General features: G+C 72.7%; 18 protein-coding genes. 7 read left to right on the top strand and 11 right to left on the bottom strand.

The features are described 5' to 3' along the window. Positions 1–18 precede the first annotated feature (18 nt). Positions 19–417 (top strand): RDD family protein, encoded by a 399-nt coding sequence (locus tag ACGFIE_RS18770; protein ID WP_393296163.1) that lies wholly within the window; start codon positions 19–21, stop codon positions 415–417. A gap of 158 nt (positions 418–575) precedes the next feature. Here the strand turns inward: ACGFIE_RS18770 and ACGFIE_RS18775 are convergent, their stop codons facing one another. Then, complete coding sequence (locus ACGFIE_RS18775) at positions 576–1,262, bottom strand: DUF4191 domain-containing protein (protein WP_393296165.1); 687 nt, start codon at positions 1,260–1,262, stop codon at positions 576–578. Positions 1,263–1,468: 206 nt separating this feature from the next. Between ACGFIE_RS18775 and ACGFIE_RS18780 the strand changes: the two genes are divergently transcribed. Both ACGFIE_RS18780 and ACGFIE_RS18785 read left to right on the top strand, forming a co-directional pair. Continuing rightward, on the top strand, positions 1,469–1,639 hold the full coding sequence (locus ACGFIE_RS18780; RefSeq protein WP_393296167.1) for a hypothetical protein: 171 nt from the start codon (positions 1,469–1,471) through the stop codon (positions 1,637–1,639). A gap of 206 nt (positions 1,640–1,845) precedes the next feature. Beyond that, a complete protein-coding gene (locus ACGFIE_RS18785) occupies positions 1,846–4,737 on the top strand; it encodes an AAA family ATPase (protein WP_393296169.1) in 2,892 nt (963 codons plus the stop codon). Between the two features lie 60 nt (positions 4,738–4,797). On the opposite strand, the gene lipA is transcribed toward ACGFIE_RS18785, so the two are convergent. Then, positions 4,798–5,823 (bottom strand): lipoyl synthase, encoded by a 1,026-nt coding sequence (gene lipA / locus ACGFIE_RS18790; protein WP_393296171.1) that lies wholly within the window; start codon positions 5,821–5,823, stop codon positions 4,798–4,800. A 409-nt stretch (positions 5,824–6,232) separates the two neighbouring features. Here lipA and aspS point away from each other — a divergent pair, with 409 nt between their 5' ends. Continuing rightward, positions 6,233–7,519, top strand: coding sequence for an aspartate--tRNA(Asn) ligase (gene aspS / locus ACGFIE_RS18795; protein ID WP_393296173.1), 1,287 nt, complete (start codon positions 6,233–6,235; stop codon positions 7,517–7,519). Positions 7,520–7,569: 50 nt separating this feature from the next. Here the strand turns inward: aspS and ACGFIE_RS18800 are convergent, their stop codons facing one another. The 5 genes from ACGFIE_RS18800 to ACGFIE_RS18820 all read right to left on the bottom strand — a co-directional run bounded on the left by ACGFIE_RS18800 (position 7,570) and on the right by ACGFIE_RS18820 (position 13,044). Continuing rightward, positions 7,570–8,862, bottom strand: coding sequence for an RNA polymerase sigma factor (locus ACGFIE_RS18800; protein WP_393296175.1), 1,293 nt, complete (start codon positions 8,860–8,862; stop codon positions 7,570–7,572). A gap of 4 nt (positions 8,863–8,866) precedes the next feature. Beyond that, positions 8,867–9,211, bottom strand: a complete 345-nt coding sequence (locus tag ACGFIE_RS18805) for a YciI family protein (protein WP_393296177.1) — start codon at positions 9,209–9,211, stop codon at positions 8,867–8,869. Between the two features lie 151 nt (positions 9,212–9,362). Beyond that, entirely contained in the window at positions 9,363–10,469 is a 1,107-nt protein-coding gene (locus ACGFIE_RS18810) for a pyridoxal-phosphate dependent enzyme (protein ID WP_393296179.1), read from the bottom strand. A 45-nt stretch (positions 10,470–10,514) separates the two neighbouring features. Beyond that, positions 10,515–11,156: a lipoyl(octanoyl) transferase LipB gene (lipB, locus tag ACGFIE_RS18815; protein ID WP_393296181.1), complete on the bottom strand. Its 642-nt coding sequence runs from the start codon at positions 11,154–11,156 to the stop codon at positions 10,515–10,517. Between the two features lie 61 nt (positions 11,157–11,217). After that, the gene (locus ACGFIE_RS18820) at positions 11,218–13,044 is read right to left on the bottom strand and encodes a DUF2079 domain-containing protein (RefSeq protein WP_393296183.1); all 1,827 of its coding nucleotides are present in this window, start codon (positions 13,042–13,044) and stop codon (positions 11,218–11,220) included. A 212-nt stretch (positions 13,045–13,256) separates the two neighbouring features. Here ACGFIE_RS18820 and ACGFIE_RS18825 point away from each other — a divergent pair, with 212 nt between their 5' ends. Then, positions 13,257–14,504: a PHB depolymerase family esterase gene (locus ACGFIE_RS18825; RefSeq protein WP_393296185.1), complete on the top strand. Its 1,248-nt coding sequence runs from the start codon at positions 13,257–13,259 to the stop codon at positions 14,502–14,504. Between the two features lie 88 nt (positions 14,505–14,592). Here the strand turns inward: ACGFIE_RS18825 and ACGFIE_RS18830 are convergent, their stop codons facing one another. Together ACGFIE_RS18830 and ACGFIE_RS18835 are read right to left on the bottom strand one after the other, a co-directional pair. Further along, positions 14,593–15,492, bottom strand: coding sequence for a TIGR01777 family oxidoreductase (locus tag ACGFIE_RS18830; protein WP_393296187.1), 900 nt, complete (start codon positions 15,490–15,492; stop codon positions 14,593–14,595). Positions 15,493–15,614: 122 nt separating this feature from the next. Beyond that, positions 15,615–16,613 carry an aldo/keto reductase gene (locus tag ACGFIE_RS18835; RefSeq protein WP_393296189.1) on the bottom strand — a complete coding sequence of 333 codons (999 nt, stop codon included), beginning with the start codon at positions 16,611–16,613 and terminating at the stop codon, positions 15,615–15,617. Positions 16,614–16,673: 60 nt separating this feature from the next. On the opposite strand from ACGFIE_RS18835, the gene ACGFIE_RS18840 reads away from it, so the two are divergent. Beyond that, positions 16,674–17,087: a MerR family transcriptional regulator gene (locus tag ACGFIE_RS18840; protein ID WP_393296191.1), complete on the top strand. Its 414-nt coding sequence runs from the start codon at positions 16,674–16,676 to the stop codon at positions 17,085–17,087. 47 nt (positions 17,088–17,134) lie between these two features. Here the strand turns inward: ACGFIE_RS18840 and ACGFIE_RS18845 are convergent, their stop codons facing one another. After that, the gene (locus tag ACGFIE_RS18845; RefSeq protein WP_393296193.1) at positions 17,135–18,472 is read right to left on the bottom strand and encodes a low temperature requirement protein A; all 1,338 of its coding nucleotides are present in this window, start codon (positions 18,470–18,472) and stop codon (positions 17,135–17,137) included. Between the two features lie 153 nt (positions 18,473–18,625). Between ACGFIE_RS18845 and ACGFIE_RS18850 the strand changes: the two genes are divergently transcribed. Then, complete coding sequence (locus ACGFIE_RS18850; RefSeq protein WP_393296195.1) at positions 18,626–19,561, top strand: SDR family NAD(P)-dependent oxidoreductase; 936 nt, start codon at positions 18,626–18,628, stop codon at positions 19,559–19,561. Between the two features lie 62 nt (positions 19,562–19,623). Here the strand turns inward: ACGFIE_RS18850 and sucB are convergent, their stop codons facing one another. Next, entirely contained in the window at positions 19,624–21,468 is a 1,845-nt protein-coding gene (sucB, locus tag ACGFIE_RS18855; RefSeq protein ID WP_393296197.1) for a 2-oxoglutarate dehydrogenase, E2 component, dihydrolipoamide succinyltransferase, read from the bottom strand. Between the last annotated feature and the right edge of the window lie 30 nt (positions 21,469–21,498).

The raw sequence follows: 21,498 nt of genomic DNA on the forward strand, positions 1-21,498 counted from the left end.
CGGATACCCTTGATCGCTGTGACCAGTCCGCACGTCCCGGCAGCGCCGGCCACCGATCCCACCTTCGCCCCGCCGAGCCTCGGTCGGCGCTTCGGCGCGCTGATCATCGACTGGGTGCTCTGCCTGCTGGTGGCCAACATCTTCGCCGATCCGGTACGCGACGGCTGGGCGCCGGTGCTGGTGCTGATCCTGGAGTACGGCATCTTCCTCGGCCTGTTCGCCCAGACGCCGGGCATGTACATCACCAAGGTCCGCTGCGTGAACTGGCACGACGGGGGCCGGATCGGCCTGCCCCGCGCGCTGGCCCGGGGCGTGCTGCTGGCGCTCGTCGTTCCCGCGCTGATCATGGACGGGCACCGTCGCGGCGTGCACGACCGCCTCGTCGACTCGGTAGTCGTCGACGCCCCCCGAGGCTGAGCCCCGGCCAACGACGCCCCGAGGGCCCTTCCGCGCCCTCGGCCCCTCCGTCCCCGGGGCAACGGTCTTGCCGCGCCCGCCGCCGCCCGCCGTGGCGGGACGCGGACGGGAAAGAGCCGGACCCGTGTGGGTCCGGCTCTTCACGCGTACACCTGGGGTCAGCGGCCCCGCGACTGGCGGGAGGCGCCCGGCGGCCGCATGTTCTTCGGGATCGCGCCCTTGGGCATCTGCGGACGGGCGGTGAGCGCCTTGAGTCGCTTGTCCAGCGCGTTGACGTCCTTGCCGCTGAGCGAACGGGGCAGCCGCAACAGCGTCGTGCGCAGTTTGCGGATGGGCAGTTCGCCCTCGTCCTGGCCGATCACGTAGTCGTGCAGCGGGGCGGAGCCGATCACCTTGGACAGCCGCCGCTTCTCCTGCCCGAGCAGGCCACGCACCCGCTGCGGGTTGCCCTCGGCCAGCAGGATCACGCCCGGCCGGCCGATCACCAGGTGGACCATGTCCATCTGGGTGGTGGAGCTGACGGCCGGGGTCACCCGCCAGTCGCCGCGCATGTTGTCCATGATCTGCGCCGCCGCGCCGGGTTGCCCCTCGGCGGCGTTCATCATCGCCGCGTTGGACCGCAGGTTCAGCACGATAAGCACCGCGAGCAGGGCGAACAGGATGCCCAACGGCAGCCAGATCCAGCTCCAGAGGATCACCGCGACCACGGTGAGCGCGAGCGGGATGAGCACCGCTGCGGCGACCAGCGGCGCGAACCACCGATCCTGCTTGGCGGTGAACGAGAACACCATCCCGATCTGCTTCAGCCGCTGGCCGAACGAGACCTTCTCCTGGGGCTTTGCCATGCCGCAGAGTCTAGTGGTCCCCGCCGGCCCCGTTGATCCGCGTCCGGGTGCCGGCCGGCTGAGTACCTTACGTCGCCTTACCCGCCCCGATCGGGCGGGTAAGGAGGGTACGGCCGGGGAAGATGAGGCGGTGTGCCCATGCCGGGCCGGGGCCTTCGCGCGAAGAGTCGTCAGCAGAGGACGACGACGCGACGAAGGAGCCCGACATGTTCGGCAACGACGCAGATTTCCTGCTCTCCCTGCACCGTACCCACGCCGCTGAGCTGCGTGCCGAGGCCGCGGCGGAACGACTGGCCCGGTCGGTGCCCCGCCGCGCCGGTCGAAGCTGGCTCGGCCGCCGGCAGCCGGCCCGCCGCACTGGTGACGACCACCGGTGACCTCGACCGCCGCACCCACCGCGCCCAGCGGGCCCGGATCCGAGCCGCCGGTCGACCGGCACGACGAACGGGGGCCCGGGTCCAGGCCGACAGCCGACGGACCCGAGACGCCGGCCGGCCGGCCCGGGTCCCTGGCGGCCCTGCCGTCGCGTCGCCGGTCGATCGGTGGGGCGAGTGGTGCGTCCGGTCATGGCATGCTCGGTGCCGTGACCGTACGCGCCGCCAGTTCCGTCCTCGTCGGCCGTCAGCGTGAGATCGCGACGCTGCGGGACGCCCTGGGCCGGGCCGGCAGGGGCGAGCCGGCCACCGTGCTGGTCGGTGGCGAGGCGGGAGTGGGCAAGACCCGGCTGCTGGAGGAGTTCGCGGTCGCGGCCACCGCCGGGGGCGCCCGGGTGCTTGTCGGCCAGTGCCTGGAGCTGGGCGAGGCGGGCCTGCCGTTCGCGCCGTTCGCCGCGGCCCTGCGCGCGGTGCTGCGGGCCGACGGGGCCGAGGTCTTCGCCGGGTACGAGGCGGAGTTCGCCCGCCTGCTGCCGGAGCTGGGCCGGATGCCGGCGGGGCTGGCCGCGCCGAGCGTACGGCCACTTACCGACGCCCCCCGTGGCTACCTGTTCGACCTGGTCGCCGAGCTGTTCCAGCGGCTCGCCGACGCCCGGCCACTGCTGCTGATCATCGAGGACCTGCACTGGGCGGACCGCTCCACCCGCGACCTGATCGGTTTCCTGGTCCGGGCCGTGCGACCGGGCCGGCTGCTGCTGGTCTGCACCTACCGTACCGACGAGTTGCAGCGTGGCCATCCGCTGCGCCCGTTCCTCGCCGAGCTGGACCGGGCACGCGGTGTCGAGCGGGTCGAGCTGGGTCGGCTGGACCGCGACGGCACCGGCGCGATCCTCGCCGACCTGCTCGGCGGCGAACCGGCGCCCCGTGCCGTCGACGACATCCACGACCGTACGCAGGGCAACCCCTTCTTCATCGAGGAGCTGGCCGTCGCCGGCTCCCCGCTGGGCTGCGCGGCGCTGCCCGAGACGCTGCGTGACCTGCTGCTGGCCCGGGTGGACCGGTTGCCCGAGCCGGCCCAGCGGGTGCTGCGGATCGCCGCGGCCGGCGGCACCCGCTTCGCCCACGGTCTGCTCGCCGAGGTCGCCGGCCTGCCCGAGGCCGAGTTGGAGGACGCGTTGCGCGCCGCCGTCGCCGCCCAACTGGTGGTGGCCGACCACGACGGCGACTACGAGTTCCGGCACGCGCTGGTCCGCGAGGCCGTGCACGACGAGTTGCTGCCCGGTGAGCACGCCCGGCTGCACGCGCGGTTCGCCGCCGCGATCGAGGCCCAGCCGCACCTGGTCGTCGCCGGCCGCGCCCCGGCCGAGATCGCCCACCACTGGCACGCGGCGCACGACCACCCCCGTGCCCTGGTCGCCGCGCGGGTCGCGGCCTGTGCCGCCGCCGACAGGTACGCCTACGCCGAGCAGCGTCGACTGCTGGAGCGGGTGTTGGAGCTGTGGGAACTGGTGCCCGACGCGGCCGACCTGCTCGGCATGGACCACCTGGCGTTGCTGGAGCAGACCCTGGACGCGGCGGTGACGGCCGGCGACTTCAGTCGGGCCATCACGTTGACCCGCGCCGGACTGGCCGAGGTGGACGCCGACGCCGAGCCGCTGCGCGCCGCCCGTCTGCTGGACCAGCGGGGCCGACTGATGGCCCTGCTCGGCAAGAGCGACGGCAGGCGGGAGCTGGACGAGGCGTACCACCTGGCGGCCGGCGGGCCCTTCGGGGTGGAGCGCGTCCGGCTGCTGGCCGACATCGCCGCCCACCTGGTCAAGATCGATCCTGAGCAGGCGGCCCGGGTCGCCGCCGAGGCGAGCACGGACGCCGAGGCGCTCGGCGAGGAGCTGCTCCTGCTGCCCACGCGGATCGCCCTGCTCTGCCACCAGCAGCAGGGGGAACGGCTGGCCGAGTTGGGCAGGGCCGAGACCGTGGCCCAGGCAGCCGGGGACACGGCGGCTCTCGTGCTGGTCAAGGTGCTCCAGTCGGACGTGCTCTGCGAGCTGGGCCGCTACGCCGAGTCCGCGCAGGCGGCCGAGGCTGGGCTGACCGAGGCGCGGCGGGTGGGGATCGGCCGCTCGACCGGGGCGTACCTGCTGTCCAACCGGGCCGAGGCGCTCATCGCGCTGGGTCGGTGGGACGAGGCCGAGAAGGTCTGCGCGGAGGCCGCCCGCATCGACCTGTCCGGCGTCACCGGGCTGCACTGGCTGCAGTTGAGCGCCGGTCTGCGGCTGGCGCGGGCGCACCCGGGCGCCGACGAGATGGTCGACCGGGCGTTGGCCTTCCTCGGCCGGCCCTACCTGTGGCCGAACCACCGACTGCCCCTGCACGAGCTGGGCATCGAGGCGGCGCTGGCCGCCGACGACAAGATCGAGGCCGTCCGCGCGGCCCGCGTCGCGGTGGCCGACGACAGCCTGCCGCACCTGCCCCGCGAGGGTTGGCCGGTGCTGAGCGCCGGGGCGCGTACCGCTGCCCGGGTGGGTGACGGGGAGCTGGCCGCCGCCGTCGCGGCGCTCGCCGCCGACCTACCGACGCGGCACCCGGCCGCGCGGGCGCACGCCGCCCAGGTCAGCGCGCTGCTGGCGCCCGACGACGAGGCGTTGCCGGCGTGGCGGGCGGCGGTGCTGGCGTGGCGCACCGACGGGCAGCCGTACCCGCTCGGCCGGGCGTTGCTGGCGCTGGCCGAGGCTGCCGCCGCGGCCGGCGAGCGGGACGAGGTGTCGGCGGCGGTCACCGAGGCCGCGGAGATCGCCCGGCTGCTCGGCGCGACGCCGCTGGCCGAGACGGCAGCCACCCTGGCGCGGCGGGTAGGCCTGCGCGGGGCGGGCACCGGCGGGGCCGGGGCCGATCTGCTGACGGCCCGGGAACGGGAGGTGCTGCGGCTGGTCGCCGAGGGGCACAGCAACAGCCGGATCGCCGAGCGGTTGTTCATCTCCCCGAAGACGGCAAGCGTGCACGTCTCCCGGATCATCGCCAAGCTGGACGTGACCAACCGCGGGGAAGCCGCCGCGCTGGCCCGCCGTCTCGGTCTGCTCGCCGAGCCCGCCGCCGGGCTCTGACGCCAGCGGGCCCGAGGCCACTGCACGTGACCGCCGGGCCCGGGTGGCGCTGTCGGCGGGTCAGCCGGCGGGAACGACAGGGGTGGCGGCGCGGGCGTCGAGTGCCTGCTTGTAGAGCCGGCCGGCCCGGTACGACGAGCGCACCAGCGGCCCGCTCATCACCCCGGCGAAGCCGATCTCTTCGGCCTCCTCGCGCAGCTCCACGAACTCCTCCGGCTTGACCCAGCGGGTCACCGGGTGGTGCCGGGGGGAGGGGCGCAGGTACTGCGTGATGGTGATCAGCTCGCAGCCCGCCTCGTGCAGGTCGCGCAGCGCCTGGGAGACCTCGGCCCGCTCCTCGCCCATGCCCAGGATGAGGTTGCTCTTGGTGACCAGGCCGTCGGCGCGGGCCTGCCGGATCACGTCCAGCGACCGGTCGTAGCGGAACGCCGGCCGGATGCGCTTGAAGATGCGCGGCACCGTCTCCACGTTGTGGGCCAGCACCTCGGGGCGGGAGCCGAAGACCTCGGCCAGCTGCTCGGGGACGGCATTGAAGTCGGGGATCAGCAGCTCGACGCCGCAGCCGGGCTGCAGGGCGTGGATCTGCCGGACGGTCTCCGCGTACAGCCAGGCGCCGCCGTCGGGCAGGTCGTCGCGGGCGACGCCGGTGATGGTGGCGTAGCGCAGCCCCATCGAGACGACCGACTCGGCGACCCGGCGCGGCTCGTCGGCGTCGAACTCGGCCGGCTTGCCGGTGTCGATCTGGCAGAAGTCGCAGCGCCGCGTGCACTGGTCGCCGCCGATGAGGAAGGTGGCCTCGCGGTCTTCCCAGCACTCGTAGATGTTGGGGCAGCCGGCCTCCTGGCACACGGTGTGCAGCCCTTCGCGCGTGACGAGCCCGCGCAGCTGGGTGTACTCCGGACCCATCTTGGCCTTGACCTTGATCCACGGCGGTTTGCGCTCGATCGGCGTCTCGGCGTTGCGCGCCTCGATCCGCAGCAGGCGACGCCCCTCGGGGGCGGCCGTTGCGGTACGCGCTGCCTGGCCGGTCGTCGGTGCGGAGTGCTCGATCGTCACGAAAACGAGCCTACGCCGGACGGCCACCATCTATGTGCGTCAGGCGACCGGCGTCACGCCCCGAACGTTGTGACGCCGGACACCGGCGAGCCGAAAATTGGCGTCACACGGACGGGGCGCGGGTGTTACCGTCGCCGCCAACAGTGACGACGGAGCCGAGTAGCGCCCCGACCCGCCAGTGCAGAGAGCCGCCGGTGCTGAGAGGCGGTCTGGCGACGGGTGCGCGAAGACCCTCCCGAGCTGCGGGAAGAACGGCTGAGAAGCCCAGTAGAGCCCGCCCGGCTGGCCCCGGTCATCAGGCGACGAACGAGGTCCCCGCTCCGGCGGGGACGAAGGTGTGGTGGCACCGCGAGGTTCCCGCTCGCCCACACCTGCCTGGGGCTGATGCGATGTCGCCGCCCCGGTGGCGGCGTCGCGATCGACCGAGGAGCAACGCGCCATGCAACGAACCCTGTCCCAGCACCTGCCCGCCCACGTCGGCGAAACCGTGCGGATCGCCGGCTGGGTACACCGCCGCCGCCTGCTCAAGTCGGTGGCGTTCCTGATCGTGCGGGACGCCGCCGGCCTGGCCCAGGTGGTCGTCACCGACCCGGCCGTCCGCGCCGAGCTGGAGAAACTCACCGAGGAGACGGTCGTCGAGGTCACCGCGACGGTCACGTCGAACGGCACCGCGCCCGCCGGGGTCGAGCTGACCGACCCGACGGTACGTCCCCTCGGCCCGCTCGCCGTGCCGCCGCCGTTCGACCTGTACCGGCCGGCGCTCACCGCGAGCCTGCCCACCCAGCTCGACAACGCCCCGACGGCCCTGCGCCACCCGAGGAGATCCGCCGCGCTGCGCGTCTCTGCGGCGGCGGTGGCCGGGTTCCGGGACGCCCTCGACGCCCGGGACTTCGTGGAGATCCACACTCCGAAGGTGGTCAGCTCGTCCACCGAGAGCGGGGCGAACGTCTTCGCGCTGGACTGGTTCGGCCGGCCCGCGTACCTGGCGCAGTCGCCGCAGTTCTACAAGCAGTTGATGGTCGGCGTCTTCGAACGGGTCTACGAGGTGGGGCCGGTCTTCCGGGCCGAGCCGCACGACACCGTCCGGCACCTGGCGCAGTACACGTCGCTCGACGCGGAGTTGGGCTTCGTCGCCGACCACTCCGACGTGATGCGGGTGCTGCGCGACACACTGGCCGGGATGCTGGGCACGGTGGGTGAGCGGGCCGGTGGCGCCCTGGCGACGCTCGACGTCACACCGCCGCAGGTGCCGGCGGAGATCCCGGCGGTGCACTTCAGCGAGGCGTTGACGATCGCCGGGGCGCCCGCCGACGAGCCGGACCTCGCGCCCGCCCACGAACGGGCGCTGGGCGAGTGGGCCCGCCGCGAACACGCCTCCGACTTCCTCTTCGTCACCGGCTACCCGATGGCGAAACGGCCGTTCTACACCCACCCCGACCCGGCGCGGCCCGCGTACTCGAATGGCTTTGACCTGCTCTTTCGCGGTGTCGAGCTGGTCACCGGCGGGCAGCGGCTGCACCGGCACGCCGACTACCTGGCGGCGCTCGCCGCCCGGGGTGAGCCCGTCGAGCCGTACGCCGGTTATCTGGACGCGTTCCGGCACGGCATGCCGCCGCACGGTGGCTTCGCCATCGGCCTGGAGCGGTTCGTCGCCCGCCTGGTCGGCGCGGCGAACGTCCGGGAGGTCACCGCGTTCCCGCGCGACCTGCACCGCCTGACGCCGTGAACGGGGGCGCGGGCCGGCGGCACGGAACGCCGGCCCGCGCCGCGGCCCGGTCAGCACTCGGCGAGCCGGTCGCGCAGCCGGGCCGCCTGCGGGCCGTTGAGGTCGAGCGCGAGCGCCGCCCGGTACGCCGTGGCGGCCTCGTCGGCCCGACCGAGGCGGTACAGCAGCTCGCCCCGGGTGGCGTGGAACCACGGGTAGCCGGCCAACCCGACGACCGTGTCGACAAGCGCCAGCCCGGCGGCGGGACCGTCGCGTTCGGCGACAGCCGCCGCCCGGTTGAGCCGTACGACCGGAGTGTCGTGCACGGTGAGCAGCACGTCGTACCAGGAGATCACCGCGTCCCACGGCGTCCGGTCGTACGACGGGGCGAGGGCGTGGCAGGCCGCGATGGCGGCCTGGACGACGTACCGGTCGGGGTGGTCGGGGGTGCGGCGCAGCCCGCGCCCGACCAGCTCGACCCCCGCGCCGATCGCGGCCCGGTCCCAGCGCGACCGGTCCTGCTCGGCCAGGAGCAGCGGTCGACAGTCGACGCCGACCCGGGCCGAGCGCCGGGAGTCCTGCAACAGCACCAGGGCCAGCAGGCCGAGCACCGTCGGCTCGTTCGGCATCAGCTCGACCAGCAGCCGCGCCAGCCGGAGGCCCTCGTCCGCCAACCCGACCCGGATCAGGTCGTCGCCGGCGCCGGCCGCGTACCCCTCGTTGAAGATCAGGTAGACGGTGGCGGCGACCCCGGCCAGCCGGCCGGGCAGCTCCTCGGCCGCCGGTATCCGGTACGGGATGCCGGCGCGGGTGATCTTCTGCTTCGCCCGGGTGAGGCGCTTGGTCATCGTCGCCTCGGGCACCAGCAGGGCGCGGGCCACCTCGGCGGTGGCCAGCCCGCCGAGGGTACGCAGCGCCAGGGCCACCTGGGCGTCCAGCGACAGCGCCGGATGGCAGCAGGTGAAGACCAGCCGGAGCAGGTCGTCCCGGACGGCCTCTGGCGAGTCCGATGCGGGATCGAGCAGCGCCACGGCCTCGGCCTCCTTCCCGACGCGGCGACTCTCCCGGCGGATCACGTCGACGGCCCGCCGCCGTGCCACGACCAACAGCCAGCCGCGCGGGTTGTCCGGCACGCCGTCGCGCGGCCAGGCTTGCAGGGCGCGGACGACCGCGTCCTGGGTGGCGTCCTCGGCCAGATCGACGTCGCCGGTGACGCGGATCAGCGTGGCGAGAATCCGGGACCGCTCGGTCCGGATCACCCGCGCCGCCGCGTCGGCGGCCTGAGCCTGCTGAGCCGCAACGTCGGCGGCCCGGGCCCGCTGAGCCGCCGCGTCGGCAACGGGGTCCGCGTCACCGGTAGGCATCGGGTCAGACCGGGATGATCGGGCGGACCTCGACCGCGCCGTTCCAGGCCGCTGGCATCTGCGCCACAGTCGCCACGGCCTCGTCCAGGTCAGCGCATTCCAGCAGGTAGAAGCCGGTGAGGGCCTCCTTGGTCTCGGCGTACGGGCCGTCGGTGGTGAGCACGTCACCGCCCTTGCCGCCGGTGACCCGTACGGTGGTCGCGGTGGCCGTCGGGTAGAGGGCGCTGCCGCCTCGGATCACCGCGCGGGCAGCCGCGCCGAACTCCCGGTACTCCGCCATCTCGTCGGCCTGCTCGGGGCTGCTCCAGTCGACGTCCGCCGTGTAGGTGAGCGCGATGTAGGTGGGCATGTCCGCTCCTCGCGTCCGGGCCGGCATCGGGTGCCGGCCGCAGGTGTCGAGCCGGCGCTGCTCGCCGACTCCACCATAGGGACGATCGATCAGACGTCCCAGGGGACACCCGGAGCGGAAATTCTCGCCTGCCGTATCCCTCGGCGCGCTGTCACAGCCCCTTGAACAGGTGGGAGGTCGTGATCAGGACGGTCCGGTCGCCAGCCGTGATGACGTCGCGTCGCCGCAGGAGATCGTAGGCGGCCAACACGGTGCAGCTGCTGATCTCCCAGGTGTGCCCGTGTCGGCTCGCCCGCTCGTACCACCTGGTTGCCACGTCTTGCCGCACCACCACGGCGCTGCCCGCGCTACGGGTCACCGCGGCGTGGGCCTGGACTGTCGTGCTGTCCCCGGCGATCGAGTGGAGGCTTCCGGCGCTGTCGGGAAAGCGCGCGGTGATGTCCCGGCCGGCGAGCACGGCTGACAACCGGGGGAATGGTTCGACCAGATGGAGGCGCGGCACGGGCCCGCCCGTCAGGGCGGACCACTGGACGAACCCGAGGTGGACGCCCCACGCCAGATCGCCACGGCTCGACGGGATCACCACGTGGTCCACCCCGGCAGGAACGGCGGCTGCGATCTCCCAGGCGATGGCCTTGTAGCCCTCGATCCCGAAACAGCTGCTGCCGATGACGATGTCGGCGACGTTGGAGACGGCGAGCGTGTCGGGACGGTCGGCCGCCTCCCTGACGTACCGAACGCGTTCCTCGTCGGTGTCGAAGATGCGCAGGTCAGCTCCGAGCCCGCGCAGCGGCGCCGCGAGCGATTCGGGCAGCCAGGTGAAGCCGGCCACCTCGGCCCGGAGGCCGACGGCGGCGGCGAAGGCGGCGGTCGCCAGCCCGGCGTTACCTGACGATCCGACGACGACGCGCTCGTAGCCCGACGCCTTCGCGTGGGTCACCGCCATCGCCGCGAACCGGTCCTTGTGGGATCCGGTCGGATTCGCCGCCTCGTTCTTGACGAGCACCCCGTCGAGCCAGGGCAGCGGGAACAGCGGCGTGCGCCCCTGGCCCAGATCCGGAACGACCGGGTACGGCAGCAGTTGGTCCTGGCGGACCGCCTCGGCGGGGTACCTGCAGAACAGGTTCGAGCCGTGGCCCGCTGCCGCGCAGGAGGGGCACCCGAGCGAGTAGTCGCCCACCGGATGCCGGGTGCCGCATCGGATGCACTCGAGGGCCGTGACGGCGGTACCGCTCGGCGGTCGTACCGCGTCCGTCATGTCACGTCACCGACGCGCGGGTGCGTTCGTCGGCCGGTGCCGCAGTCAGACCTCGACGAGGGTGGACAGCCGGCGCTCGACCACCGGGAGCACGTCGGCGACGGTGATCGGGCGGCCCAGCTCGGCGGTGAGCGAGGTGACGCCCGCGTCGCGGATGCCGCACGGCACGATCCGGTCGAAGTACGTCAGGTCGCAGTCGCAGTTGATCGAGAAGCCGTGCAGGGTGACGCCCCGGGCCACCCGGATGCCGATGGCGGCCACCTTGCGGGCCGGCCCACGGTCGTCCTCGGGCACCCAGACTCCGCTGCGCCCCTCGACCCGGCCGGCGGCCAGCCCGAACTCGGCGCACACGTCGATGAGCAGCTCCTCGGTGCGGCGGACGTACGCGACCACGTCCACCGGGTCGGGCAGCCGCAGGATCGGGTAGCCGACGAGCTGCCCCGGCCCGTGCCAGGTGATCTTGCCGCCCCGGTCCACGTCGACGACCGGGGTGCCGTCCGCGGGCCGATCCCAGGGCTCGGTGCGCTTGCCCGCGGTGTAGACGCTCGGGTGCTCCAGCAGCAGCACGGTGTCGCCGCGCTCGCCGGCCACCACCGACTCGTGCAGGCGTCGCTGCTCGTCCCAGGCGGCCTGGTAGTCGAGCAGGCCGGCACGGACGGCCGTCAGGCCGGAGGTCGTCGTCGTCACGCCGTCCAGCCTAGTCCCGCCGACGGCTCAGATCCCTCGTGAGCCACCTCACCGGGGCCGGTCAGGCCGGCGGGATGCGCCAGAGCCACACGTCGTCGATCCGTTGCGGCTCGCCGAACAGGGCGGTGGCGGTACGCCGGACAGCCGCCTCGTCGACACCGAACTTCGCGCCGTGCACCTGGTCGGCGAGGACCACCGTCTCGATCCGCCAGTGCCGCAGGTCCGCTTGGACCTCCCGGATCGTGCCGTCGGTGACGATCGGCACCAGCCCGGTGCGGCCGGCCTGGTCCATGAGCGCGCTCAGGGTGCGCGGCACCGGGCCGATCCGGCCCCGCCCGTCCGGGCCGCCGGGGCCGAGGAAGAAACCGCCCGGGATCGCGAACTCGCCCTGCCGGTGCGACAGCGCGTACGCCTGCCAGCGCTGCCCGTCCGGGTAGATGTCCACGGTCAGCGGCACCGGCGTCAGCACCCCGTTCGGCGAGACGTACTCGCGCCAGGTGCCGGCCGTGATGAAGTGCGGAATGGGCTCCCGCTCGCGGGTCAGCAGCGGGGTGGGCAGCAGGGGTAGCAGGGCCACCGCGAACCCCAGCGACCAGGCCAGCTCCGTCGAACGGTGCCGGGGCGGCGCGGCCCGCAACTGATCCAGGGTGTACGCCAGCAGCACCCCGATCACCGGCGCCACCACCAGGGCCAGCCGGGCGGGCAGCGCGGCGTTCACCACCGGCAGCTGCCCGAGCACGTCGAACGGCATGGGCAGGTCCGTACGCCGCCCGTCGATCTTGGCCACCGGCCCGAAGGACAGCACCGTGAAGATCACCGCGACGACGCCCAGCGCCCAGAGGACGGCGCGGCGGCCGGGGTCGGCGCGTCGCCAGAGCGCGACGAAGCAGACCACTGTGAGCAGGAGCAGCGGAATCCCGAAGAAGGAGTTCTCCTCGGTGGGGTTCGGCGCCAGCGCGGTGCCCAGTCCGACCTCCCCGGCCAGGGAGCGGCGCGGGAACGCGGCGAACGCGGCGATGTCCTCGGAGTGGATCACCGGGTCGAAGCCGGTGCCGTGGAACCGTTGCGGCCCGGCGAAGTGCAGCCACAGCGGGTACGACAGCAGCACGCCGGCGACCACAGCGGTCACCCCGAGCCCGCGCACGAAGGTGGGCAGGGCGGCTCGGGCCTCGGCGCGGTGGGCCGGGTGCAGTGCCCAGACGGCGACGAACACGCCGAGCGCGAGAGCGGCGAAGAACAGGCCCTCGGCGGCGATCGAGAAGGCCACCGCCACCAGCACCCCCAGGATCACCCCGTCGCGCAGCCAGTGCCCGGGGCGGCGCAGCGCGAACAGCCGCCAGATCAGCAGCGGCACCAGCCAGCCGGCGGTCCAGTTCAGGTGGGCGTTGGCGTGCGAGACCATGCCGGGGGAGTAGGCGATGAACAGGCCGCCCAGGCCGGCGGCGAGGCGGCTGCGCACCAGGTGCCGGGACAGCAGCCAGTACCAGGCCAGCGCGGTGGCGAGCAGGTTCAGGGTGAGGATCACCAGGAACGTCGCCGGTGGCCCGATCAGGTACGTGAGCGGGGCGAAGACCACCGCGTACACCGTGATCGAGGTGTTGACCGCGAGGTTCACGCCGTCCGGGACGTTGATCAGGTACGTGAAGAAGGGGTTCTCCCCGTGGGTGACCGCGTGCCCGCCGAAGGCCAGCAGCCACTCGAAGAGCGCCTGGTCGCTGGAGTTGACGGTGATCGTGCGTACGTTCGGGTCCCGCCACAGACCGCTTGTCACCCAGACGGCGAGCGCGAGCGCCACGAGCACGACGATCAGGTCGGCCCGGCGGTCCGGACGGGCGCGCGGTGGCGACGCTGGTGCGGGCCCGGTGGCCAGCGACGGGGAGGAGGGCACGCAGCGGACGTTACCAACCGGACCTGGACGAGCCGGTCAGACCGGCGGTTGTTGTCGGCTCCGCTGGCCTCGCGATGGGCGCGGTTCGTCGTACACAACGGCTGCCGTGAATGTGTGACTGTGCCCCATGTCATAGCGGCGACACGTCGTCGTAACGTCTCGGCAACTCGACCGTGACCCAGTTCACAGTCTGCCCCTCCGAGGAGGCCGCCGTGCGCCGCTCCCCATCCACCCTCAACCGCCTGATCGGTGCGGTCGCCGGGCTCGTCCTCGCCGCGGCGGGCGCGCTCGCCCTCGCCACACCCGCGCAGGCCGCCACGCTCGCCCAGGTCACCGGGTTCGGCTCCAACCCGGGCAACCTCGCCATGTACGCCTACCGACCGGACAACCTGCCGGCCAACTCCCCGGCCGTGGTCCTGCTGCACGGGTGCGTCCAGAACGCCTCCGGCTACTTCGCGAACTCGGGCTGGCAGAAGTACGCCGACCAGTGGAAGTTCGCCCTGATCGTCGCCCAGCAGCCCTCCGGCAACAACGCCAACTCCTGCTTCAACTTCTTCGAGAGCGGCGACACCACCCGGGGTCAGGGCGAGGCGCTGTCGATCAAGCAGATGGTCGACCACGCCAAGGCGAACTTCGCTGTCGACGGCTCCCGGGTCTTCGTCAGCGGCCTCTCCGCGGGCGGGGCGATGAGCGCCGTCATGCTGGCCACCTACCCGGACGTCTTCGCCGCCGGATCGATCATCGCCGGCATCCCGTACCGCTGCGCCACCAGCATGGTCAACGCGTTCAGCTGCATGAACCCGGGCACCGACAAGACCCCGGCCGCCTGGGGTGACCTGGTCCGTGGCGCCTACTCCGGCTACACCGGCCCGCGCCCCCGGGTGGCCATCTGGCACGGCACGTCGGACACCACCGTCACACCGCTCAACGGCACCGAGTCCCGCGACCAGTGGACAAACGTGCGGGGGATCTCGCAGACCCCGACGAGCACGTCGTCGCTGCCCGGCAACACCAGCCTCGAGGTGTACGGCAACGACGAGGTACGCCTCTACCGCGTCTCCGGGATGGGCCACGGCACCCCTGTCGATCCGGGCTCGGCGGCGGACCAGTGCGGCGCCGCTGCCGCGTACTTCCTGGACACCATCTGCTCGACGTACCGCGACGCGCTCTTCTTCGGCCTGAACGGCGGCGGCAGCACTCCCACTCCCACGGCCACGGCCACCCCCACCACCGCACCGACCGCAAGCCCGACGCCCACCCCGACCCCGACGCCGACTCCCACCGCCCAGCCGACCTGCGTGACGGCCAGCAACTACGCGCACGTGGTGGCCGGGCGGGCCTACCAGTCCGGCGGCTACGCCTACGCCAACGGCTCCAACCAGCGCATGGGCCTCTACAACACCTTCTACACCAGCACCCTCAAGCAGACCGCCCCCAACTACTGGGCAATCGGCTGCTAACCCCCCACTCCCACCCTGTTGATCATGAAGTTATTGCCACGACACGCCGAGGTGGGTGGCAATAACTTCATGATCAGCGCGGGAGGGCTCAGGCGTGCAGGGCTGCTTGGAGGGCTTCGGGGAGGGTGGGGTGGTGGTATCGGTAGTTGGCCCTTTTCAGGACTGCGGGGTGGACTCTCGTACTGGTCAGGGCCTCGTGGGCGAAGCCGCCGAGGGCCACCTTCAGGGCCAGGGCGGGGATCGGGATGATCGCCGGCCGGTGCAGTTGCCGGGCCAGCTCCCGGGTGAACTCGGCGTTGGTCACCGGATGTGGACCCACCACGTTGACCGGGCCGGCGATGTCGTCGTGGGTCAGCAGGAAGACTGTCGCGTCCAGCCAGTCGGCCATCGAGATCCACGGCAGCCACTGCCGGCCACTGCCCAGCCGCCCGGCGATGCCCAGCTTGAACGGCAGCAGCTGCGGTTTGAGCAGACCACCGTCGCGGTCCAGGGGCAGGCCGGTGCGCAGTCGCACCACGCGTACGCCGGCGTCCTCGGCCGGACGGGTCGCGGCCTCCCAGACCCGGCAGACGTCGGCCAGGAAACCCTCGCCGGCGGGCGCGTCCTCCTCGACGACCCGGTCGCCGGTGTTGCCGTACCAGCCGACGGCCGACGAGTTGAGCAGGGCTCGGGGACGGTCGGCGGCCGGCAGCCCGGCGATCGTCGTCGCGAGTGTGCTGCTGCTGTCCACCCGGCTGGTGCGGATGAGCCGTCGGTAGTCGTCGTTCCAGCGCTTGTCGCCGACGCCCGCGCCGGCCAGGTTGATGACGGCGTCCGACCCGGCGACCGCAGCCGGGTCGAGCTGGCCGGCCGCCGGGTCCCACTGTCGCTCCCGCGGGTCGCGCGGTGCCCGACGAACGAGCCGGGTGACCTCGTGCCCGTCCACGGAGAGCCGGTCACCCAGCCGGGTGCCGAGAAAGCCGGACGCGCCGGCCAGAAGGATCCGCATGTCCTTATCTTCGTCGAAAACGCCGCCTCCGGACGCACCCCGGCCCCACTCCTCGCCGATCCCGCACAACGTGTCGCCGTTCTGCCCGGCCAGGACGGGCGCGATCGGCGAGCTGGGTGGGGTCAGGCCGTGGGCACGGGGCGCAGGTCGGTGAGGAGGCGCTCCACCTCGGCGTACGCCTCGGGGGGTAGCGGGCCCAGGGTCAGGGTTGCCAGGTTCTCGTCGGCCTGGGCCACCGTGCGGAGGCCGGGAATCGGCACCGTACGCGGGCTGCGGGCCAGCAGCCAGCCCAGCGCGCCCTGGGCGAGAGTCCGGCCGTCCGCGGTGAGCGCCGCGCGGACCTGCTCGACCCGTGCCGCCCAGCGGGGTGTGGGCCGGCCGTCGGTGAACCACTGCAACCACTCCGGTGCGCGACCGCGCACGTCGTCCGCACCGAGCGCCCGGGTCGAGCCGGTGAGCAGCCCCATCGCCAGTGGCCCCCGGTTGAGGCTGGCCAGGTCGAATTTGTCGCAGACGGCGAGGACCGCCGCGTTGTCGCTCAGCACCGACTCGTCGTGCTGGATGACGGAGCAGCGCGCCCCGGCCGCCGCGAACGCCTCCGCCGACTCCGGGTTGTCGGTGCTCCAGCCGTACGCCCGGATCTTGCCCTGGTCGACCAGGTCCTCACACGTGCCGACCAGGTCGAGCGCGGCGGGCACCGGCAGTTCGTTGATGTGCAGTTGGTAGAGGTCCACGTGGTCGGTGCCGAGCCGCCGCAGCGAGTCCTCCAGGCTGCGCACGGCGAACGCAGGGCTGGCGTCGGTGCCGAGCGCGCGCCGGCTGGCCTCGTCGCTGACGTTGCCGAACTTGGTGGCGATCACCGCCTCGGCCCGGCGGCCCGCCAGGGCCCGACCGAGGATGCGCTCGCTGTGCCCGGCGCCGTAGTTGCTTGCCGTGTCGAACAGGGTCACTCCGAGATCGAGAGCCCGATGGATGGTACGGATCGACTCGTCGTCGTCCACCTCTCCCCAACCGAACGGCTGACCGTCGTCACCCCAGAGCGGGCCGCCGATCGCCCAGCACCCCATCCCGATCGCGCTCACCTCGATGCCGCTGCGTCCCAGCGTTCGTGTCGTCGTCATGCGGACCAGCCTCCAACCTGGAGTGGGCTCCAGGTCAAGGGGTGGCTACCATCGGCGGGCATGACCGGTTACGCCCCCGCGGAGGCCGCTCGGCGCAGCGGCTTCAGTCTGGACACGCTGCGGTACTACGAGAAGATCGGCCTGCTGGCCGACGTCACTCGAACAGCAGGTGGCCAGCGTGTCTTCACCGACGACGACCTGAGCTGGCTGGTGCTGTTCCGCTGCCTGCGCGACACCGGGATGCCGATCGCCCAGATGTGCCGGTACGCGGCTCTGGCCCGCGAGGGTGAGCACACCTTCGGCGAGCGCCGTGAGCTGCTGGAACAGCACGCGGCTCGGGTCGAGGAGCAGATGCTCCTGCTGAGCCGCCAGTACGAGCACCTCCGGGAGAAGATCCGCTTCTACGAGCGGCTGCCCGGGCCGGCGCCCGAGACGGCGCAGCCCACCCGCTCCGGCCCCGCCGTCAGCCGCTGACCTGCCCCGGCACGGGTCGGCCGGCGTCGGAGTCCAACCCGACCCGATCACGGCGTGGTCGGCTCGTCGGTCTCCCGGACGTCGTGCCAGCGCGCCCGCCAGGCGGCCTCGTGGGCCTCGTGGCTGGTCCGCTCCTGGAAGACGGCGGCCCGCAACGCGTGCCGGGATTCCGACATCACCATCACCTCCACAGCCACCAGTGCCACGCAGATCACCGTCGCGAGGGTGAGCGCGCCCAGCGCCGGCAGGTGCTGGCCGACCGGGAGGGCCGCCGTGAGCACCACGATCACGCCGACGCGGGTCCAGCTGACGGTGTGCAGGGTGCGCAACTGGAACAACATGTTGACGGCGAAGTAGCAGATCAACCCGCCGAAGAGCATCGGCACGGCTGGTCCCTCCGCCTTCTCGGCGATCCCGCCGGCCGGGTCAGTGATCTTGTGCAGGATCTCCTCGTTGCCGATGGAGAAGAGGATCACCCCGGCGATCATCGGCAGGTAGAGGTACGCGTACGCGTCGCGGGCCATGGCCACCCGCGGGCCACCCTCCGCCGCGTGCAGGGCGATCCGGGCGGCTGGCCCGATGAAGTCGAAGTGTGCCCACCACAGGGCGGCCGTGACCACGATGCCGAGCGCCGCGGCAGCCACCGCCGGCCAGGTCACCGGCTTGCCGAGCAGGTTGCCACCCACGCCGGTGGAGATGATGGACTCGCCCAACGCGATGATCAGGATGAGGTCGTAGCGCTCCGTCCAGTGCTCGGCGCTTGTCACCCCCCAGCCCCACGTGCCGACGATGAAGCCGGTGGCGTACTGCACCACCACAACGGTGATCCACAGGCCGTCGCGGACCAGCGCAGCCCGGCCGGGGTCGTCGATCAGGGTCGGGAGCAGCGCGGCGGCCAACAGCAGCACGATGCTCACCGCCAGTTCCGGGGCGAAGCGCCGCAGTTGCCGCCGCTCCTGCGGGCTGTCCCGCACCACGTGCTGATAGAGGATCCAGTGGATGCCGCGGACCACGACGTAGCTGACGGCCACCAGCATCGGGCCGGCGGCGCCGGATTGCGGGTCGCTGAACGCCTGCGGCAGGGCCAGCGCGAACGAGAACAGGGCGGCCATCGAAACCACCATCAGCACCGGGACGTAGCCCTCACCGAGCCGGACCCGGGTGGCGACCAGGCTGTGCACCACCCAGATCCACCAGAGCACGGCGAGCACCAGGGCGGCGTGCAGCAGTTGCCGGCCGGAGATGTTGGCGGCGGTCGCCCGGGTGATGATGAAGAACGAGAAGACGAAGACCAGGTCGAAGAAGACCTCGAACTTGTCCACCCGGGCACCGGGAGCAATCGGGACGGCCGGTCCCAGTTGTCCACCCCGCCGGTAGCCGCCCACGGTCCCACTCTGGCAGCGTCCGGCCTGCTCGGAGGCCCGAACAGGGATGGCGACGGTGTCCGGAGTTACCTCTGGCCCGGCTCGGGAAACACCGGGACCACGGCCTCCGGCAGCGGGCCGGTCGGTCCGAGCCACCCTGGACAAGGATGGATCATGACGACGAACAACCCGATCACCACCTCGTTCGCCCATACCTCCACGGCCATGGACGTGATCCGGGGCGTGGACCTCGTCCGGCGGCGGGCCATCGTCACCGGCGGTTCGTCAGGCATCGGCGTGGAGACCGCCCGTGCCCTGGCCAGCGCCGGCGCGGAGGTCACCCTGGCCGTCCGCAACCCGGACGCCGGCCAGCAGGCCGCCGACGACATCACGGCCAGCACCGGCAACGACCGGGTCATGGTCGCGCCGCTCGATCTCGCCGACCAGGGGTCCGTCGCCGACTTCGTCGCCAACTGGGACGGTCCGCTGCACATCCTGGTCAACAACGCCGGCATCATGGCCGCGCCCCTGAGCCGAACCCCGCAGGGCTGGGAGATGCAGTTCGCCACCAACCACCTGGGGCACTTCGCGCTCGCCACCGGGCTACGCCCGGCGCTCGCCGCCGCCGACGGGGCCCGGATCGTCTCGGTCAGCTCCGCCGCCCACCTGCGCTCGCCGGTGGTCTTCGACGACATCCAGTACGACAAGCGGGAGTACGAGCCGTGGCAGGCGTACGGGCAGTCGAAGACGGCAAACGTGCTGTTCGCCGTGCAGGCGTCCCGGCTCTGGGCCGACGACGGCATCTTCGCCAACTCGCTGATGCCCGGCGCGATCCGCACCAACCTCCAGCGCTACGTCAGCGAGGAGGAGCTGAACCGCTTGCGCGCGGGCAACGCGGCGACCTGGAAGACCGTGGAGCAGGGTGCCGCCACCTCGGTGCTGGTCGCGGCCTCGCCGCTGCTCGACGGTGTGGGCGGGCGCTACTTCGAGGACTGTCAGGAGGCCGCTCCGGCCCAGCCCGGCGGGCGGACGGGAGTCGCGGCGTACGCGCTGGACCCGGAGGCCGCCGAGCGGCTCTGGAAGGTCTCGACAACGCTGCTCAAGAGCTGAGCGACGCAGACGAAAGGGCGCCCCGGTCGACGACCGGGGCGCCCTCTACGCGTTGAGCTGGATCAGGACAGGCCCAGCTCCGACTCGAAGTTGCCGCCCTCCAGCCGCTCCTTGACCGCGGTCAGGAAGCGGGCCGCGTCGGCGCCGTCGATCAGCCGGTGGTCGTAGGACATGGCCAGGTAGACCATCGACCGGACCGCGATGACCTCGCCCAGCTCCGGGTCGTTGACCACGACCGGCCGCTTGACGACGGCACCCGTGCCGAGCATCGCCGACTGCGGCGACGGCACGATCGGGGTGTCGAACAGAGCGCCCCGGCTGCCCGTGTTGGTGAGCGTGAAGGTCGCCCCGGCCATCTCGTCCGGGGTGATCTTGTTGGCCCGGGTGCGCTCGGCCAGGTCGGCGATCCGCTTGGCGATGCCGCCCATGTTGAGGTCACCGGCGTTGTGGATGACCGGCACGAGCAGCCCGCGCTCGGTGTCCACGGCGATGCCGAGGTGCTCGGCGGCCGGGTAGCTGATCGTCCCGCCCTCCAGGTCCATGCTGGCCTGGATGATCGGGTAGGTCTGGAGCGCCTCGATGGCGGCGAGCGCGAAGAACGGCAGGAAGGACAGCTTCACGCCGTGCTTGGCCTGGAACGACTCCTTGGCCTGGACCCGCAGCTTGGCGACCTTGGTGACGTCGACCTCGACGACGGTGGTCAACTGCGCCGTCTCGTGCAGCGACTGCTGCATCCGCTTGGCGATGGTCGCACGGATCCGCGGCAGCTTCTCCGTGGTGCCCCGCTTGTTGCTCGGCTGCGGCTTCGCGGCCGGCTTCGCCGCGGCGGCCGACGGCGCGGCGGCGGGCTGTGCGGCCGGAGCCGGCGCGGCCTTGGCGGCCTTCGCCTTCTCGGCCGCGTCGAGGACGTCCTGCTTGCGGATCCGGCCACCCACGCCGGTGCCGTTGAGCGAGCCCAGGTCGACACCGTGCTCACTGGCGAGCTTGCGGACCAGCGGAGTGACGTAACCGGCGGCCTCCTCGCCGCCACCCTGCGCCGGGGCGGACGGGCGCTGCGGCGCGGCGGTCGGCGCGGCCGGCTGCGAAGCCTGCTCGGTCTTCGCCGGCTGCGCCGAGGTCTCCGCCTCGGCGGCCGGCTCGTTGTACGACATGCCCGGGGTGGGCTCCTCGACCTTCGGCGTCGGCTTCGGCTCGGCCTTCGGCGCCGGCGCGGCCTCCGCCTTCGGCGCGGGCTTCGGCTCGGGCTTCGCCTGGGCGGGGGCGCCACCGGCGGCGCCGATGATCGCCAGGTCGGCGCCGACGTCGGCGGTCTCGTCCTCGGCGACCTTGATCTCCAGAACCGTGCCGGCGACCGGCGACGGGATCTCCGTGTCCACCTTGTCGGTGGAGACCTCCAGCAGCGGCTCGTCCACCTCGATGGTGTCGCCGACCTGCTTGAGCCAGCGGGTGACCGTACCCTCGGTGACGCTCTCACCCAGGGCCGGCATCTTCACCGCGGTGCCCTCGCCCGACGACGCGGCGGCCGGAGCCGGAGTCTCGGCCGGGGCCTCGTCCTGCGCCACCTCGTCGGCGGTGCCCTCGGCGGCGGCGGTCGGCTCGGCGGCCGGCTCCACCGACTCGGCCGGGGCCTGCTCCTGCGGCGCAGCCTCGCCGCCACCTGTCGACTCGCCCTCACCGGCGATGACGGCCAGCTCGCTGCCGACCTCGGCGGTCTCGTCCTCGCCGACCACGATCCGGCTCAGCACGCCCGCCGCGGGCGACGGGATCTCGGTGTCGACCTTGTCGGTCGAGACCTCGAGCAGGGGCTCGTCGACCTCGACCGTGTCGCCCTCCTGCTTGAGCCAGCGCGTGACGGTGCCCTCGGTGACGCTCTCGCCGAGCCGGGGCATGGTGACCGATACCGGCATGTTCTCCAGACTCCTTCATTCCCCTTGGGG

Source organism: Micromonospora sp. NPDC049275 (genome assembly GCF_043197115.1).
Classification (GTDB): Bacteria; Actinomycetota; Actinomycetes; order Mycobacteriales; family Micromonosporaceae; genus Micromonospora.

What these genes read in the sequence shown, in the direction of transcription:
- ACGFIE_RS18775 (WP_393296165.1), bottom strand. Translation starts at nt 1,262, where the DNA reads ATGGCAAAGCCCCAGGAGAAGGTCTCGTTCGGCCAGCGGCTGAAGCAG.
- ACGFIE_RS18780 (WP_393296167.1), top strand. Translation starts at nt 1,469, where the DNA reads ATGTTCGGCAACGACGCAGATTTCCTGCTCTCCCTGCACCGTACCCAC.
- lipA (WP_393296171.1), bottom strand. Translation starts at nt 5,823, where the DNA reads ATGGTGGCCGTCCGGCGTAGGCTCGTTTTCGTGACGATCGAGCACTCC.
- aspS (WP_393296173.1), top strand. Translation starts at nt 6,233, where the DNA reads ATGCAACGAACCCTGTCCCAGCACCTGCCCGCCCACGTCGGCGAAACC.
- ACGFIE_RS18800 (WP_393296175.1), bottom strand. Translation starts at nt 8,862, where the DNA reads ATGCCTACCGGTGACGCGGACCCCGTTGCCGACGCGGCGGCTCAGCGG.
- ACGFIE_RS18805 (WP_393296177.1), bottom strand. Translation starts at nt 9,211, where the DNA reads ATGCCCACCTACATCGCGCTCACCTACACGGCGGACGTCGACTGGAGC.
- ACGFIE_RS18810 (WP_393296179.1), bottom strand. Translation starts at nt 10,469, where the DNA reads ATGACGGACGCGGTACGACCGCCGAGCGGTACCGCCGTCACGGCCCTC.
- ACGFIE_RS18830 (WP_393296187.1), bottom strand. Translation starts at nt 15,492, where the DNA reads ATGCGGATCCTTCTGGCCGGCGCGTCCGGCTTTCTCGGCACCCGGCTG.
- ACGFIE_RS18835 (WP_393296189.1), bottom strand. Translation starts at nt 16,613, where the DNA reads ATGACGACGACACGAACGCTGGGACGCAGCGGCATCGAGGTGAGCGCG.
- ACGFIE_RS18840 (WP_393296191.1), top strand. Translation starts at nt 16,674, where the DNA reads ATGACCGGTTACGCCCCCGCGGAGGCCGCTCGGCGCAGCGGCTTCAGT.
- ACGFIE_RS18850 (WP_393296195.1), top strand. Translation starts at nt 18,626, where the DNA reads ATGACGACGAACAACCCGATCACCACCTCGTTCGCCCATACCTCCACG.
- sucB (WP_393296197.1), bottom strand. Translation starts at nt 21,468, where the DNA reads ATGCCGGTATCGGTCACCATGCCCCGGCTCGGCGAGAGCGTCACCGAG.